At 53.5% G+C, this 16,148-nt stretch carries 15 protein-coding genes and 1 pseudogene; 9 read left to right on the top strand and 7 right to left on the bottom strand.

Going from position 1 to position 16,148, the window contains the following annotated elements; all coding sequences use genetic code 11:
• Positions 1-208 precede the first annotated feature (208 nt).
• The 3 genes from DPQ22_RS00510 to DPQ22_RS00520 form a co-directional block, all read right to left on the bottom strand.
• Positions 209-1,228: a shikimate dehydrogenase gene (locus tag DPQ22_RS00510; RefSeq protein WP_246681412.1), complete on the bottom strand. Its 1,020-nt coding sequence runs from the start codon at positions 1,226-1,228 to the stop codon at positions 209-211.
• Between the two features lie 8 nt (positions 1,229-1,236).
• Positions 1,237-2,010, bottom strand: coding sequence for a Maf family protein (locus DPQ22_RS00515; protein WP_150212634.1), 774 nt, complete (start codon positions 2,008-2,010; stop codon positions 1,237-1,239).
• 106 nt (positions 2,011-2,116) lie between these two features.
• Complete coding sequence (locus DPQ22_RS00520; RefSeq protein WP_246681413.1) at positions 2,117-3,115, bottom strand: tyrosine recombinase XerC; 999 nt, start codon at positions 3,113-3,115, stop codon at positions 2,117-2,119.
• Between the two features lie 132 nt (positions 3,116-3,247).
• Here DPQ22_RS00520 and DPQ22_RS00525 point away from each other — a divergent pair, with 132 nt between their 5' ends.
• The gene (locus tag DPQ22_RS00525; protein WP_150212635.1) at positions 3,248-3,667 is read left to right on the top strand and encodes a type II toxin-antitoxin system PemK/MazF family toxin; all 420 of its coding nucleotides are present in this window, start codon (positions 3,248-3,250) and stop codon (positions 3,665-3,667) included.
• A 235-nt stretch (positions 3,668-3,902) separates the two neighbouring features.
• On the opposite strand, the gene DPQ22_RS00530 is transcribed toward DPQ22_RS00525, so the two are convergent.
• The gene (locus DPQ22_RS00530) at positions 3,903-4,202 is read right to left on the bottom strand and encodes a BolA family protein (RefSeq protein WP_150212636.1); all 300 of its coding nucleotides are present in this window, start codon (positions 4,200-4,202) and stop codon (positions 3,903-3,905) included.
• A gap of 208 nt (positions 4,203-4,410) precedes the next feature.
• Here DPQ22_RS00530 and DPQ22_RS00535 point away from each other — a divergent pair, with 208 nt between their 5' ends.
• The 6 genes from DPQ22_RS00535 (at position 4,411) to DPQ22_RS00560 (ending at position 10,223) form a co-directional block, all read left to right on the top strand.
• Positions 4,411-5,055 carry a J domain-containing protein gene (locus DPQ22_RS00535; RefSeq protein ID WP_150212667.1) on the top strand — a complete coding sequence of 215 codons (645 nt, stop codon included), beginning with the start codon at positions 4,411-4,413 and terminating at the stop codon, positions 5,053-5,055.
• A 194-nt stretch (positions 5,056-5,249) separates the two neighbouring features.
• Positions 5,250-6,236 (top strand): cobaltochelatase subunit CobS, encoded by a 987-nt coding sequence (cobS, locus tag DPQ22_RS00540; RefSeq protein ID WP_150212637.1) that lies wholly within the window; start codon positions 5,250-5,252, stop codon positions 6,234-6,236.
• Between the two features lie 40 nt (positions 6,237-6,276).
• A complete protein-coding gene (gene cobT, locus DPQ22_RS00545; protein ID WP_150212638.1) occupies positions 6,277-8,238 on the top strand; it encodes a cobaltochelatase subunit CobT in 1,962 nt (653 codons plus the stop codon).
• Positions 8,239-8,940 (top strand): energy-coupling factor ABC transporter ATP-binding protein, encoded by a 702-nt coding sequence (locus DPQ22_RS00550; RefSeq protein WP_150212639.1) that lies wholly within the window; start codon positions 8,239-8,241, stop codon positions 8,938-8,940. It abuts the gene before it with no gap.
• Between the two features lie 129 nt (positions 8,941-9,069).
• Positions 9,070-9,684 carry a CbiQ family ECF transporter T component gene (locus tag DPQ22_RS00555; RefSeq protein WP_150212640.1) on the top strand — a complete coding sequence of 205 codons (615 nt, stop codon included), beginning with the start codon at positions 9,070-9,072 and terminating at the stop codon, positions 9,682-9,684.
• Positions 9,681-10,223, top strand: a complete 543-nt coding sequence (locus tag DPQ22_RS00560) for a biotin transporter BioY (protein WP_150212641.1) — start codon at positions 9,681-9,683, stop codon at positions 10,221-10,223. The genes DPQ22_RS00555 and DPQ22_RS00560 overlap by 4 nt, the downstream gene beginning before the upstream one ends.
• Positions 10,224-10,520: 297 nt before the next feature.
• Here DPQ22_RS00560 and DPQ22_RS00565 read toward each other — a convergent pair whose 3' ends face one another.
• Positions 10,521-10,970, bottom strand: coding sequence for a universal stress protein (locus DPQ22_RS00565; RefSeq protein WP_150212642.1), 450 nt, complete (start codon positions 10,968-10,970; stop codon positions 10,521-10,523).
• 263 nt (positions 10,971-11,233) lie between these two features.
• Here DPQ22_RS00565 and DPQ22_RS00570 point away from each other — a divergent pair, with 263 nt between their 5' ends.
• Both DPQ22_RS00570 and DPQ22_RS00575 read left to right on the top strand, forming a co-directional pair.
• Positions 11,234-12,355: a D-alanyl-D-alanine carboxypeptidase family protein gene (locus DPQ22_RS00570; protein ID WP_150212643.1), complete on the top strand. Its 1,122-nt coding sequence runs from the start codon at positions 11,234-11,236 to the stop codon at positions 12,353-12,355.
• A 2-nt stretch (positions 12,356-12,357) separates the two neighbouring features.
• Positions 12,358-13,530, top strand: coding sequence for a CobW family GTP-binding protein (locus DPQ22_RS00575; RefSeq protein ID WP_150212644.1), 1,173 nt, complete (start codon positions 12,358-12,360; stop codon positions 13,528-13,530).
• A gap of 360 nt (positions 13,531-13,890) precedes the next feature.
• Here the strand turns inward: DPQ22_RS00575 and DPQ22_RS00580 are convergent, their stop codons facing one another.
• Together DPQ22_RS00580 and DPQ22_RS00585 are read right to left on the bottom strand one after the other, a co-directional pair.
• Positions 13,891-14,520 (bottom strand): NYN domain-containing protein, encoded by a 630-nt coding sequence (locus DPQ22_RS00580; RefSeq protein WP_150212645.1) that lies wholly within the window; start codon positions 14,518-14,520, stop codon positions 13,891-13,893.
• A gap of 585 nt (positions 14,521-15,105) precedes the next feature.
• Positions 15,106-16,068: pseudogene (locus tag DPQ22_RS00585) on the bottom strand (hypothetical protein); the annotation flags it as partial.
• Positions 16,069-16,148: the final 80 nt, after the last annotated feature.

A 16,148-nucleotide genomic window follows, 5' to 3' on the forward strand; every position in this document is an offset into this window, starting at 1 on the left:
GTTTTGGGCGGGCAGCTTATAGACCCTGTCAGCCCCAAAATTATCATTATCCGCCCTTGTTCTCCATCAGGCCAATACCGCCGCCGCTCCGCTCATCAGGCTCTATCGCTTTTCTCCCCGCTGCCCTCATGCCCAAACCTGCCCGTCTCCCTCCGGCTGTGCATCGCTCCTGGCGCGAGTTTTACTGCCTGAATCTCTGCCTCACCATTTAGCCGCTTGTTCTGGCCGCAATTCCGGCAATATAATTGCGCAATTCCGGTGAGACGAGCGGGCGCTGGCCAAACCATCGTTCAAAACCAAAGGCCGCCTGGTGCAATAACATACCCAGCCCGTCCACTGTTTTCAGCCCAGCCGCGGCGGCGGCCCGTAGAAAAGGTGTCGGCAAGGCCTGAGCCACACTTTCCGCTGCTATTGTACCGGGTTTTACCCGGCTAAAATCCATAAAATCAAAGGGTTTCGGCTCAATTCCCGCCTCTTCCGCCTGACCGGGAGAATCTCCCACAGCTCCGGCAAACAGAGACGCAGCCGCCGGCGCCAGACCGCCTGTATTAACCAGCAGGCCGGCCTGCGGCAAAACCTCATTAACATTAGTCAAAGCGCATATTTCTATTCTTGCTTTTGTCTTGCTTTGAAAAAAATCGGCCAGAGCTTTCAGAGGCTCGCGCGTGCTGCCGGCCAGAACAAGGCGGGTAAAGCCGCGCTGTAACAGCGCATAAATCACCGCGCGAATAAAGGGGCCGGCACCCAATATCAAGGCTGTCTTGCCTGGCCAGCCGGCAGCATATTCGTCCAGATTGGCGATAAAACCCTGCCAATTACTATTATCACCGCACAACAGACCGTCTTCCAGCCACACCATATTGACGGCGCCAAGGCTTGCCGCCTCTACAGTTGGGCGCGCCACCAGCGCCAAAGCCGCCTCTTTATGCGGCGCCGCAATATTGCCGCCGCAAAAGCCTTTTTGTCCAATATTCGCCAGAAAGCGGGGGAAACTCTCCTCACTGGTCGACACTGCCTCATAACTGCCCTTTAAATTGTAAAATTGCAGCCAATAATGATGAATATAAGGGGAAAGCGACCGATCAACCGGAGAACCTGTGATAAAAGCTCTGGCAAATTCCGCCATATTATTCTCTCTCATTTTAATAGTGTGTAACCGGCGCTGCCCCTGCTTTGGCCTATAGCCGCCTATGACAGATTTTGACAAACAGGCGGTAAGGTCAAGCATAATTCACCTTAATCTGCCCAGGCGCCAAAACGGCGCAAATCACGCAAAAGCGGCAATAAAGGCAGGCCGATAATAGCCCAATAATCCCCTTTTATGGCCTCAAACAAACGAATACCCGCCCCTTCTATTTGATAAACGCCAACACTGCTTAATACTGATTTATCGGCCCGTTTCAAATAAGAACGAATATAATCGGGCGACAGGCTCCGCATTGTCATCTGCGCCGTCTCTACTGAACCGCTCAAAACAACACCGCCTTTTATCAAGGTAAAGGCGCTGTGCAGCCGGTGAGTCTTGCCCGATAGCGCTGATAAGCGCTGACAGGCCTCTTCTTCATTGGCCGCTTTATGCAAAATTGCACCGTCAAGCTCCAAAATCTGATCACAACCAATAATAACCGCCTCGGGAAAACGCCGGGAAACCTCTTCCGCCTTGGCTTTTGCCAGAGCCTGCGCCAGCGCCGGCGGTAAATCGGGCACAAAATCGGCTTCTTCCGGCCGGTGGGGCGAGGTTCCCCCCATGCCGGCGTGAGCTGCCTCATCATACTGATCACGAGGTGCCGCCTCCCCCATGCCGGCCTGCCCCGCCTCATATTGCTCGCGGGGCGCCGCTGTCCACAGGCCGGCCTGTCCCGCCCCGCCGGCGACAAAATGCTGAATAAAATCAGCCTCTACAGCGCGTTCATCAATATTGGCGCCGCAAATCGCCGCCTCAAGCCCGGCCTGGCGCAAAATTTGCGCCCGGGACGGGCTTTTGGAAGCTAAAATCAACTCTTCACGCATAACCTGCCCCAGCTATTATTGCCGGCCGGCGAAAACCGCTCATCTTTATCTCGCCGACAAAACATCACATTATATAGGGCAGAATACAGGCAAAAGGCCGGCAAACTCAAGCACGTGGAAAAGCTTTTTTATAAATATCCAGCAATCTTTCTCCTTCCACTTGCGTATAAATTTGCGTAGTGGCAAGGCCGGCATGGCCTAAAAGCTCCTGAATCATGCGCAAATCGCCGCCGCGCGCCAGCAAATGCGTGGCAAAAGAATGGCGCAGCGCATGCGGCGTAGCTGTCGGGCCAAGCCCCAGTGCCGCGCGCAGCTGCTTTACCCCGCGCTGGATAATAGCGGGGGCAAGCCGGCCGCCGCGCACACCGCGAAACAGCAGCGTTTCCCCTTCCAGCACATAGGGGCACAGTTTTTTATATTGTGCCACTGCTTCCGCTATTATCGGCAAAAGCGGCACCAGCCGCGTTTTACCGCCTTTGCCGGTAATATACAGGCTCTTTTGCCCATTGGCAGCAATCGCATTGCTTGTTAGTGACAAAGCCTCGGCAATGCGCAGACCGCAGCCGTAAAGCAGCAGCATTACCGCCATATTACGCGCCGCTACCCACGGCTCTTCTTCCGACCAGGCGTCAGGCTGCATTAGCCTGGCTGCCGCTGCTTCAGTCAGCGGTTTGGGCAAGGTTTTTGGCCGGCGCGGCGAGCGAATAATTTTAACGGCAGCGCTGCCGGCCAGCCCTTGCCGCTCCAGAAATTTGAAGAAAGAGCGCAAACCCGCCAAACCGCGGCCGACAGAGCGTATCCCGGCACCATTATTGCGGCGCCAGCTTAAAAAAGCGCGTAAATCGGTAATTGCGACCGCCTGCAAACCGGCAAGGGAAACAGCCTCGCCTTTATATTCGGCCAGAAAATTTAAAAACTGGCGGCTATCGCGCTCATAGGCTGCCACTGTCAGCGGTGAAAAACGGCGCACAGCAGCCAGAACCGCCAGCCAGTTGCGCCGCGCGGCCAAAACCTCAGCCTGAGCGGGGATAGAAGATAAAGTTTCCTGCCTGTCGCCGGCAGATTTCTGTGAAGAAGGGGCATTTTTAACCATGGCCGCCAGCATAAATCCGCCGGATTAACAAAAACTTGTTTTATCAAAACGCCCCTTGCTTTTAGCGGCGGTTGTTTTTTGCGCCACTTCCTTGCCTTTCATGCGCCTGTATTATAAGCAGCGTCAGGAAAGCTCAGAAAGTCAATGAAAGAAAGAATAATGGAAGAGGAAAAACCGCCTTACAAAAAGCCGAGTTTAAAATCTGCCCCGCGTATCAGGCAAATTCTGGCCTGCCGCTTCCCTAATGGCGCGGCAGCTTTTCCCAATGGTGCTATTTTACCGGAATTTTATAAAATGCGGCCGGTTCTCATTATTTCCAAAAAGGCCAGGCTGGACGGAATCGTCACTATTTTGCCGCTTACAACAAGCCCCCAGAACAGCAACCCCGCTGCCTATAAAATTATCAGCGGCATAACGCCGAAACAATCATGGATTATTTGCAATTATATTACCTCGGTTTCGGTTGCACGCTTAAGTGCAGAAAGAAGGATAGTACCTTACCTGCCAGAGGGAGAATTTGCGCAAGTTTTAGCCTTGATGCACAGCTTCCTGCCGCAGGCTTAAAACAGAACGCTGCACTTGACGCCTTTGGCAATATTGGCTATATTGAGCCCACGGGTCTGGAAACATTCACCGCTTCCCCTTATGCCGTGGATTTGAGCGTAAGGGTGTTTCAAGAGGGCGAAAGGGTAGCTAATCAAGCCCCTTTCGCTTTTTTATGCCGGCTTAATAGCACTTCTTTCATAAATTTCAGCCTTTGCGAAAATTCGCGTCACAGAGCGGCAGATATTGCTGCTGTTCATTCCCCCGGGGCTTTGATTGTCAGCGCCAAAGCGTGGACGCCGCCGCGCAATTCTTCCGCCAGCACCTGATAAACAGCGCGATGGCGCTCCGGCCGGCTCATACCGGCAAAATGCGCGGCCGTAATGATAACACAAAAATGTGTCTCGCCGGTCTCGGCTTTAACCCCGCCATAATGGCCGCTATGCCCTTGATGATGAGCGCTTTCATTGATAATTTCCAGCTTTTCCGGGGCAAAATATGCAGTGAGTTTTTTCGCTATTTTGTCGTGAATGGAATTTGTGCATGTATCGGACATAATTTCTCCGCTTTTATTAAAAGGCACGGCGGAAGGAGCAGAAAACAGGCTTTCCAGGCAATATTGGCGGCAAAAGCAGCGGAAATCCGCCAAAAAGCTTGAATTATTACCTGATTTTCCGCTAATATTCAGACAGGCCGGCCGGAATGTCAACCGCCGCCAGGCGCTGCGCCTGCCCCAAGCTGCAATTTCTATTGGTATATCCCTTATGTCTGCTGATTCCAAATATTTTGATATGCTGCGTATCCGCCCCAAAAAGCCCCTTGGCGCCAGCGGCGCTGAACCGGCAGTGCAAAAATGCCAGTGGCAGGGCTGCGACAAAGCGGGAACGCATAAAGCCCCGGCAGGGCGTAATCATGAAGGGCAATATCTCTATTTCTGCCTGGAACATGTGCGTGAATATAATAAAAATTTCAACTATTTTTCCGGCCTGTCTGATGAAGCTGTGGCCAGATTTCAGAAAGATGCGCTGACAGGCCACCGCCCGACATGGGAAACTTCTACCGGCAGCAGTGGCGCAAAATTGCATACTGCCACTGCTTTTTCCTCTATCCGCTCAGGTTCGGCCAGCGCGCTGCACCGCATGGGCGCTTCCTTTGTCTCTGCTGCCAAAAAACGGGCGGCAGCAAGCACGCCGCAAGGGGCGCAGCGCCGGCTGAAAACGCTGGAGGCCAAGGCTTTTGCCACTATGGGGCTGGAGGAGCATGCCGATAAAAAGGCGATTAAAGCGCGCTATAAATTTCTGGTAAAAATGCACCACCCGGATTCCAATGGCGGCGATCGCAGCTCTGAAGAGCGCTTTCGTGAAGTATTGCAAGCCTATAATCTGCTGAAAAGCGCCGGTTTTTGCTGAAAATCTTTCCCGGGAGGCCAAGGCGGAATTGCAAACGGCCCTTACCGGTGCCAAAATATGATAAACAGCAACAAGTTTTGACAAAACGGCGTTTCCTTCCTTGTTTTCTCGCTGTTTTGGGAATAAACAAAGGGAGGTTTCAGTTTTGACCTGCCTGTGCGGTCACAAAAGGCCCGCCGCCCAACGGAGACAAAATGACAGAGAATAATGCTGCAAACAATGCCTTGCCCGAAGCCAAAATTTCGGTGCGCAAGGCTTTCGGCCTTGATAGCGATATGAAAGCACCGGGCTATAGCAGTGCCAATGCTCATGTGCCGGCGGTTGATCCTGATTATATTTTTGACCATGATACTACTTTGGCCGTGCTGGCCGGTTTTGCCTATAATCGCCGGGTGATGATTGCCGGCTATCACGGCACCGGCAAATCCACCCATATTGAGCAAGTGGCCGCAAGGCTGAACTGGCCCTGTGTGCGCCTTAACCTCGACAGCCATATCAGCCGGATTGACCTTATCGGCAAAGATGCCATTATCCTGCGGGACGGCAAACAGATTACCGAATTTAAAGACGGCATTTTGCCTTGGGCCTATCAGCATAATATTGCGCTGGTATTTGATGAATATGATGCCGGCCGGCCTGATGTCATGTTTGTTATCCAGCGTATATTGGAAACTTCCGGCCGTCTGACGCTGCTTGACCAGAACCGCGTGCTGGAGCCGCACCCCGCCTTTCGCCTGTTTGCAACGGCCAATACGGTCGGCCTGGGCGATACAACCGGCCTTTATCACGGCACACAGCAAATCAATCAGGCGCAAATGGATCGCTGGTCTATTGTCGCCAATCTGAATTATTTGCCGCATGATGCGGAAACGCGCATTATCCTGGCCAAAGCGCCCCATTTCCGCAATGCGGAAGGCAAGAAAACTGTTGCCAATATGGTGCGGCTGGCCGATATGACCCGACAGGCTTTTATCAATGGCGATATTTCTACCTTGATGAGTCCGCGCACAGTTCTCACCTGGGCAGAAAATAGCGAAATTTTCAAAAATCTTGGCTTTGCCTTTCGGCTCACTTTTCTCAATAAATGTGATGAGCTGGAACGGCCGCTTATTGCCGAATTTTACCAGCGCGTTTTTGGTGAAGATTTGCCTGAATCTACCGTTAATGCCGTATTTGCCTGAAATAAGCACAGCGGAAACACGCAAAAGCAGAAGATAAAATATGGCAGCAAAACCCGGCGATAACAGGCTGAAAACAGTGCCGCCAAAGGCGGATTATGAGCCGTTCCGGCAGGCAGTGCGCATTTGCATGCGCACTATTGCCGGAAGCCCGCATTTAGAGGTTTCCTTTGGCCGTGACCGGCCGTCTTTGACGGCAGAAAAAGCGCGCCTGCCTGATATGCCGAAAAAGCCGACAAAGCGGGATTTGGCGCTTATTCGCGGCTTTGGTGATTCTCTCAGCCTGCGCCGGGCCTGGCATAATAACGCAATCCACGCATCGATGCGGCCAAAGGCGGCTAAAGCACAGACTATATTTGACAATCTGGAGCAAGTGCGGCTGGAGGCTCTGGGTGCCCTGACCATGCAGGGCGTAGCCGGGAATCTTGACGCAGTTCTGGCCGAGCAATGCCGCACCGCCCATTATGCCGCCATGACCGGCAAGGAAGATATGCCGGCGGCAGAAGCGCTGACCCTGCTGCTGCGGGAGAAATTGACCGGCCGCCCGCTGCCGCCGGAGGCCGGATCGGTGCCCGGATTATGGCGCCCGGAACTGGGAGCAAAAATAGACAAGCATATTGGCGCACTTAAAAAAGCTTTAAATAATCAGCCCGCTTTTGCCCGGACAGTGCGCGCTTTGCTGGCGGCGGTGAAGATGGCGGAAACGCTGGAGGCAACAGCGCCTGAGGAGCCGGAAACTCTGCCGAAGCATGAGGAAGAGCAGCCGGGAAACCGGGAAGACAAACCGCAAAATGAGGCGGAAAAAGACAGCAGGCAAGCCGAAAATGCTGAAGGAACAGGAGCGGAAGAAGAGGAAAACCGCCAGGCGGAAGAAACAGCAGAAGAACAGGCAGAGAGCCGGGAATTGCGCCACAGCAAAGGTGAGGAAAGCGCCACTGAGGCAGCACTCAACCGGCACGCTGCTTTTGATATGGAGCATTTGGGCGATTATAAAATTTATACCCGCGCTTTTGATGAAACCGTGGAAGCAGGAGATTTATGCAGCGCCGCCGAGCTTGAGCAATTACGCAGCTTTCTCGACAAGCATTTGGGTAAATTGCAGGGCATTATCGGCCGCCTGGCCAACCGGCTGCAGCGCCGCCTGCAGGCTCAGCAAAACCGCGCCTGGGATTTCGACCTGGAAGAAGGCTTGATCGATACGGCGCGGCTGCCGCGCATTATTACCGATCCGACTATGCCGCTTTCCTTCAAGCAGGAGCGTGATACCGAATTTCGCGATACAGTGGTAAGCCTGTTAATAGATAATTCCGGCTCCATGCGCGGCCGGCCGATAACAGTGGCAGCCATTTGTGTGGATATTCTGGCGCATACATTGGAGCGCTGCGGCGTCAAAGTGGAGATTCTGGGCTTTACCACCAGAGCATGGAAAGGCGGCAAAGCGCGCGAGCAATGGCTGAAAGCGGGCAAACCGGCAGCGCCGGGGCGGCTGAATGATTTGCGCCATATTATCTATAAAAGCGGCGACAGCCCGTGGCGGCGCGCCCGCCGCAATCTGGGGCTGATGATGCGCGAAGGCCTGCTAAAAGAAAATATTGACGGCGAGGCGCTGATATGGGCACACCAGCGCCTGCTGGAGCGGCAGGAAAAACGCCGGATTTTAATGATGATTTCAGACGGCGCGCCGGTTGATGATTCTACCCTTTCTGTCAATGCCGGCACTTATCTGGAGCGGCATTTGCGCGCCGTGATTCAGAAAATAGAGGCAGAATCACCTATAGAGCTGATTGCTATTGGTATTGGCCATGATGTCACCCGCTATTATCGCAAGGCACTGACCATTGTCGGAGTGGAAGAGCTGGCCGGCGCCATGACCGAACAACTGGCCGATTTGTTTGACCCCAGGCCGCAACGCGGCGGCCGGCGCAGCGGATCTTCCACCTGCCGGCGCAGTTGCGGCTGCCGTATTCTCTGTCGCCGCCGCACCGCCCATAATTATGGGCCATAAATGCCGCAGCCGGAAAAAAGCATTATTTTTGACAAAGTGGAAGTGGTCATTGACGGGCAGGCCGTGCTGCGCCCGTTGAGCTTACGCCTGACTGAGCGGCGCATTGGCCTTATTGGCGCCAATGGCAGCGGCAAAAGCTCTTTTATCCGGCTCATTAACGGCCTGCTGCCGCCAAGCGCCGGCCATATCAGTGTGGACGGGCTGGCGCTGCCGCGCGACAAGGCCGCCGTGCGGCGTAAAGTCGGTTTTGTCTTTCAAAACCCTGATATGCAGATCATTCAGCCGACAGTGGCAGAAGATATTGCCTTTGGCCTGCATAATTTGCGCCGGCCAAAAGCGGAAATTGCCGCCAGAGTGGGCGCTATTATGGCAGAATACGGCCTCACCCCTTTTGCCGACAGCCCGGCCCGCATTTTAAGCGGCGGGCAAAAACAGTTGCTGGCGCTGTGCGGCGTGCTGATTATGCAGCCGGAAATTATTGTGCTGGACGAACCGACAACCCAGCTTGATTTGCGCCATAAAAACCGCATGGCAAACCTGCTGCGCACACTGCCGCAGCGGCTGATAATAGTTACGCATGATATGGCGCTGCTGGCGGGCTTTGATCGCGTGCTGGTTATGGATAAAGGGCAAATTATTTATGACGGCACCCCGCCTCAGTCTATCGTTTTTTATGAAGAACTGATAAAGGCCCGCCCGTGACACGGCCGGGAGAAACAGGCCCGGCCGGCCAATGGCCGGCAACAGCAGAAGACTGGCCGCCGCACAAATGGCCGGAGAAATAATGGCCAATAAACTGCCGGAAAATTGTGACAGGAGCCAAAGCCCGTTATGTTATGCCGCCCGCCCGCCTTTTTCTTTAATCTTGCCCCTTCTATCAAGCTGGCGGCGCTGTTTGCCTTAAGCTTTATCCTGTTTTTTATTGATAATATAGTGATTTTAGCCGGTCTGGCGGCCGCGCCCATTATAATTTACAGGCTGGCGGGCTTTTCCGTAGGCAGCCTTGGGCGCTGCCTGTTCCCCGCTGCCATTCTGGCGCTGCTGCTGTTTCTGTTTCAGTTTTTCGCCACAGATTTTGCCGCAGCAGGGCGCGCCGCTTTGCGGCTGTTTGCCTTACTGGGTTTTGCCGCTGCGGTTACCGCCACGACAGCAAACAGCGCTTTGCTGGCAGCGCTGGAGCGGGCGCTGCGTGTATTGGCACCATTTGGCCTGAAGCCGCGCCAAACCGCTTTGGCGCTGGCCTTGACTTTGCGTTTTATGCCGCTGACACGGCAAATCTGGCATGATATAAGGGCAGCACAACAGGCGCGCGGCGGCGCACAATCTTTAGCCCGCCTGGGCCTGCTTATCAGCCTGTGGCTCTCCCGCCTCGTCACTATGCAGGAAGATATTGCCCAGGCAATAGAAGCGCGCGGTTTTGATGATGAAGAGCGAGAAGATTCATGACTATTCGTGATATTGCCGCTATAGCGCTGTTTGCTGCCTTTATCACCGCTCTCGGCTTTGTGCCGCCGGTTTTTGTGCCGTTTTTCCCCGCTGTGCCGCTCAGCCTGCATTCTATGGGGCCAATACTGGCCGGCGCCTGCCTTGGAGCAAAACGCGGCTTTTATGCAGTAGCTCTGTTCTGGATATTATTGCTGGCCGGGCTGGCTTTTGCCGGCGGCAGCACCGGCCCGGCCGCTTTTATGGGGCCAATGGGCGGCTATATTGGCGGGTTTGGCCTGGCGGCGCTGATTACCGGCCTGGCCTATTACTATTGGCCGCACCCCATTATAGCGCAGGAATTTCTCTTTATGGCTGTGGGCGGCATTATCGCCCTTTATGCGGCAGGCATTGCCTGGCTCATCTTCCTCACCAAAATCTCCCTCACGCAAGCCTTATGGCTCAATGCCATTTTCCTCCCCGGTGACAGCGCCAAAATCATTTTGTGCATTTTTATCCGCCGCCGCCTGTATCGCAGCGCACCCCACGCTTTCCGCGTATAATAAAGCCCGGACAGTGCCAACAGGGCTGGTTTGCTCCCACGCCGGCGCCCCGGCTCCCGCCTGTCTGGCCTGCGCCGCAGCCGCGCGTCTTTTGCGCACCGGCATAATCACAGGGCGCAATGGCAGGCGGAACAACCGGCAGCACAAAGGCCGGCAGGCACTATTAAAACAACCGCCAAAGCCGTAAGACTACTGCGCCGGTGGATCACAAAGACTCGCCGCAATACCCTGTTTCCACCTGCGCCCTATTTGATTGCAAGGCGCCAGGACATTGCGGCGCCAGATCGGCAATGATTATTATTTTACCACCAGCACCGGCAATTCGCTCATTTTCATAACTTCTGCCGTCTGACTGCCCAAAAGCAGCTTATGCACACCGCTGCGCCCGTGTGAAGCAATAATAATCAGATCGGCCTGATATTCTTTGGCGGCATCGACAATGCCCGCCGCCGCAAGCTGATTTTCACGATGCAGACCCTGCGCCTTTATTTTGGCTTTTTTGGCCTTGGCCATGGCTGCGTCCAAAATTGTTTTGGCGCCGCTTTCCATTTCATGGCGATAATCCTCAAAAGTGCCGGGGCTGGCGGCCCATTCTGCCCCCACTGTCATGCTGTAAGACGGCATAAGGCTGGTCACTGTCACAAAAAACAGCTCTCCCCCGGTTTTTTTTGCCAGTTCTATGCCGGCATCAACCCCTCTTTCAGCCAGTTCCGAACCATCGCTTGCCACAAGAATGCGTTCATACATGTGCGCGCTCCTTTATTCTCCCTGATTGCCCGCTCTCACAGCAGTCTCACACTATGACAGCTTTAATGCGCCATCATAAAGCATTTTTTATCAGAGCGTGAGTATTTTTAAACGAAAATTGCAGAAAATAAAATTGCAGAAATTGCCGGAAAAAGTTAAACTGCCGAAAGCAGGCAAAGCTGCGGTTCTTTGGCGGCAAAAGCAACTCAAGCATGCGGGGACGCAAGAGCCGCCTGTAAGGCAGACCAATAGAGAAATTTATAATGTATAAAAAAATCCCGCATTTGTTGATGCCTCTTCTGCTTGTTTTATGCCTGAACCCGGCAATGGCCGCGCCTTATATTACAGTCGATATGAATGGCCGCGTGCTGGCGCATAATCAGGCTTTTGATCGCTGGTATCCCGCTTCCCTCACCAAAATGATGACTGCTTATGTCACCTTTCAGGCACTGGAGGCCGGTTTGATAAGCCTGCAAACGCCAATCCGGCTTTCTGCCCAGGCGGCACATGTTGCGCCCAGTCTTTCAGGCTGGCGCGCCGGCTCCACCCTCACATTGGATACGGCGCTGACTGTTATGCTGGTAAAATCGGCCAATGATATGGCCAATGCGGTTGGCGAAGCGGTAAAAGGCTCAGCGGCCGCTTTTGTTGAGGCCATGAATGAACAGGCGCAAAGACTGGGTATGACCGGCACGCATTTTGCCAATCCCAGCGGCCTGCCTGATGAACAAAATTATTCCAATGCGCGCGATATAGCGGTTTTGGCGGTGCAGTTGCGGCGCGATTTTCCTCAATATGCCCATTATTTTGACATTCCCGCCATTGATTTCGGCAAAGGCAGGAGAATTCAGCCCAATTCCAATAATCTGATCGGCCGCTATGATGGCGCCGATGGCATGAAAACCGGTTTTATTTGCGCTTCAGGCTTTAATCTTGTCGCCTCAGCCACGCGGGGCGGGCGAACAATTATTACTGTTGTGCTGGGTGCCGACCGCATTGATCTGCGTGAAGATATGGCCGCGCATTTGCTAAGCCAGGGTTTTAAAAAATCCGGCTCGGCGCGCATAAGTCTGGCAACACTCAGACCTTATGGCGATAATCAAATGCAGGCCGCCAATTTGCGCGGGCAAATCTGCAATGCGGAAGCCAGCCGCCGGCGTATGCAATATCGCGATGAAAAAGGCCGGCCGATTTTCAACTCACCTTTTATTGAGGTTTTATCAGATCGGCCGCCGGCCGTAGCGGTGCGGCCGATTTACGAGCCAAGGCCTGAGCCGCTGGCAAAAAGCAAAAAGGCACAAGGCAGTAAAACAAGGGGGGCCGGCGCAAAAAATACTATAAAACCGGCAGGCGGAGAGCCGTCCGCCACAGCGAATGCTCGCTGAATATGTTAAAACAGAAACTGCAAAAAATTCCCGTCATCATCGTAACAGGTTTTTTTGGCGCCGGCAAAACCAGCCTGCTTAACCGCCTGCTGCGGGCAAATTATCTGGCGCAAACCGGCTTTATTATCAATGAATTCGGCGCCGCCGGCCTGGACGCCATGCTGATCGCGACCGCCGATGAGGCCACGATAGAGCTGACGAATGGCTGCCTGTGCTGCACAATAAAAGGCGATTTGCCTGATACAATCGCCGCTTTGCTGGCGCGGGCCGATAAAGGTGATAGTGCATATTTGCGCCGCATTATTATTGAAACAACCGGGCTGTCCGACCCGGCGCCGATTATACGCGCTGTGCTTGGCGCGCCTTTTTTACAGCCTTTTATCACTTTGACGCAAGTGATAGGCGTGTTAGACGCCATAAAGGGAGAAGCCAATCTCAACCGTTTCATTGAGGCGCGGCGGCAAATCGCCTTTGCCGATAAAATTATTATCAGTAAAACCGATATAAAAGCCGGTAAAACGGCTCTGCCGCGCTTGCTCACACGATTGCATAATAGCGCGGCAGCGGCCGAAATTATGGTCGCGCCGCCGACAGCTAATGCGGCAGCAGAAGCAGTTTTTGCTGAAAAGCTGCTGGCTTCCCCTTTGGCCGGGGAGCAAAACAGGCACGCCGCTGCGATGCCGGGTGATAGTCATGAGGGGCAAAAGCACGGCCGACAGCCGGAGCATGGGGGCCATGAGAGACAAAAAGCGCATAGCCGGGCAGGCTGTGACGGTAAACATGCCGCCACCAGTCATAAAGAGGCAATCCGCGCTTATGTGCTGACAGCGACAGAGCCGGTGCCGCTGGCCGCGGCGGAATATTTTGCCGGGCAACTGGGGCAGCGTTACGGTGAGCGGATTTTGCGTTTAAAAGGCCTGATCTACAGCGATAAAAACAAGAAAAACGGCTGGATTTTACAGGCAGTGCAAGGGCAGATTTATCCGCCGCAGCCTTTCAATAATAGCGGCAGGGAGGCGGTAAAAAGCAGCCGCCTTGTAGTGATTGCAGATGGGGTGGCTGAAGAAGAATTGCGCAATTTGTGGGAATCCTGCCGCAATATCCCCGCCATTGACCGGGCGGATTACGCCGCTTTAAGCGATAATCCGCTGGCTATTCCGGGTTTACAATTATAGCGGCACGATAAAAGGCGGCAACAGGCTTGCCTCCTGTGAGCGTGAATCGATAATAAAGACAGCCGGCAGCAAAAACTATGCCCTGCCCGGCCGCGCTGCCGCTTATAATCAAGGCAGGCAGCCTCTGTATCAGCCGTTTTCTGCGCGTATCCGCCCGATATGCAATAGCGTGCGCCTCTTCTTCCCCTCGCAGCCTTTGCGATAATCCGGCGCCGGCAAGGCCGGCTCGGCTTTAATATGAGAATAAAGCAAAAAAACCGGCAGAAAGCACAGCCAGAGCAGGCACCGAGGCGGCTTGCACATAATATTATATTATACGGCCTGAATTAGCCCGGCAAAGAAGCCGAGCCGGCGGCCGCTTTAACACCATTCTTGCGGACAGCAGGCGACTATTCTCCCTGCTTGATCGCATAAGACAGATGGAAACAGGCAGGAATAAATTTGCAGAGGCGTAATCTTTTTATTGCTGTCGGCCACTTGTTTGAGATTCTTCGTGCCGCCGGAATTCGGCGGGAAAACAGCGCAAATTTCCTTTTGCAGAAATTTTGCCTTTACCATGCGCATGGCCGGAATCATATCACTGTCGGCCGAGATTATATAAGCGCGGTCATATATATCTTCGTAAGCGTCTTGAAGCACATGCAAAGCCAGGTTAACATCGCTTTCTTTTTCTTCGTGTTTTTTCCAATTATGGTGACAGCGGGGGCAGCTAGCGCCTTTTTCTTTAAACTTGCCTAAAATGACCCGAACGCCGCTATACTCCAAAGCCTTTACGTAAGCCTTGTGCCGCTGCCTGGAAGCAGGCAGCCAATCGGCAAAAGCAGAAAAATAATAAACTTTTTCTATCTGTTCATCGGAGCGGAAGCGCAATTTTTTGGCCAGAGCTGAGAGGTCAAGCCAGCGCAGGCTTTTATCAGGCGTTGCTTTGTTGGGCAGTTCGGCAATTTTGTGATAGAGATTAAAACCGTCTATATAAAAGCAAACACGCATACTCCCCCGGCCTCATGCTAAAATATTATAAAAAAACCCCATGGCCGGAGCACATGGGGAGGCGCTTCATCATTTTCTTGCGGCACAGCCGCAGAAAAGAGGATTCCACGGGATTATGGGGGAGAGTTTACGGATTTAATGGAGCCGAGTCAAGTGTCAAAAGCGCGTTTCACGGCTTAATTCAGTAGAGAGGCAAAAATGCGGTCAAACCGCAACGGCTGGCGCCGGTTAAGTTCGGCATTGTCAAATAAGGCGGTCAAGCCAAAATACTCGCTTCAGCAGTTCCTGAATTGGGGATTACAGCCAAACAGAAAATGCAGCCAGGCGCTGCCAATGCTTGCTCATATATCAGGCTGTATCCGCTTTTATCCATAAGCCGCACCGGGCAGAAGCCTTATTCCTGATAATAAACATATAAAGGAGAAAAACGGCGCTCTCTCTGCCCGCGGGCAGAGTTCGCGCTCCGCCCCGCCAGGTTACAGCCGGCAGGAAGGAAGGCAGCGCAAAAGCAGCCGAGGCCACAGCCGGATTACCTTCCCAAAGAAGGCAGTTTTAGCCGCGCACCGGGCGGCCGCTTTCGGTCACAATATCCGGTGCCCCCGGTTTTTCTGCCGAAGGAGCAGTCAGCGAAGGCGGCTGAACTGAAACCCGCTGGCCGGCCGCGCGGCGTTTGCTCCAATTCGCCACCAGGCCTGCTTCCTCACGATTGAGAATAGAGGGCGAAGGCGCCTTTAAGGAAGACGGTTCAAAAGCACCGGCAGCGGCAGCCAGATTATCGGCAGAAGATGGAGCAAAAGCTGTCTGCAAAGCAGCGCCGCCGGCACAACCGGAAACACTGTTAAAGACATAACGGCCATTGCAAACATCAATACGCGGCGGCGTTTTTGTTGTCTCAAATGCGTCATAGCCCTGTTTCAGCATCACCCAGAACGGATAATTCGGATCCTTGCGGTAACGCAGCATATTTTCATGCGTCATGCGGAAGGGGAAGGCCTCTACCTGAAAAGAGCGCTGGCCGCCAATAAAAGCATCACGCCCGAAAGCATAAATCTGCGCCACACTTTTATCGGTCATGGAATAACAGCCGGCAGAAGAACAGGAGCCGTGCACCATTAAATATCGGCCCGTGCGGCCATGCGCCTGATCATAAGCATTGGGGAAGCCCAGATCAAAGGAGAGATAATAGCTGGAATTAGGATTCATCTGCGCGCGGGTAATAGTATAAAACCCTTCCGGCGCCTGGCGATCCCCTTCCATATATTTCGGCCCCAATTTGCCCGACCATTTGCAAATATCATATTGCGCAATCAGACCGTAGCGCCCGTTGCGCTGCTGCTTCCACACTTCCAGAGTATTTTCTTCCTTAAACAGACGAATCATAATGGGCGAATGAGTCGGCATATCCATTTTCGCCATTTTGCTCTGGACAGGCGCCGGCAAAGGTTGCATTGCCCGCCTGGCACGCGGTATATCACCGCTGTTGCAGCCTGCCGATAATAAGGCAACACTCATGAGAGAAGCCAGAAATATAGCTGATTTGAATTTCATCATCAACGCTCCTTGACCCAAGACGATTGATAGAGAACCGCCGCGGCAGGCTGACAAAAAGCTATTTTGTCACAAATTAA

It is taken from the genome of Candidatus Tokpelaia sp. (assembly GCF_008636115.1).
Taxonomy (GTDB): Bacteria; Pseudomonadota; Alphaproteobacteria; order Rhizobiales; family Rhizobiaceae; genus QLZD01.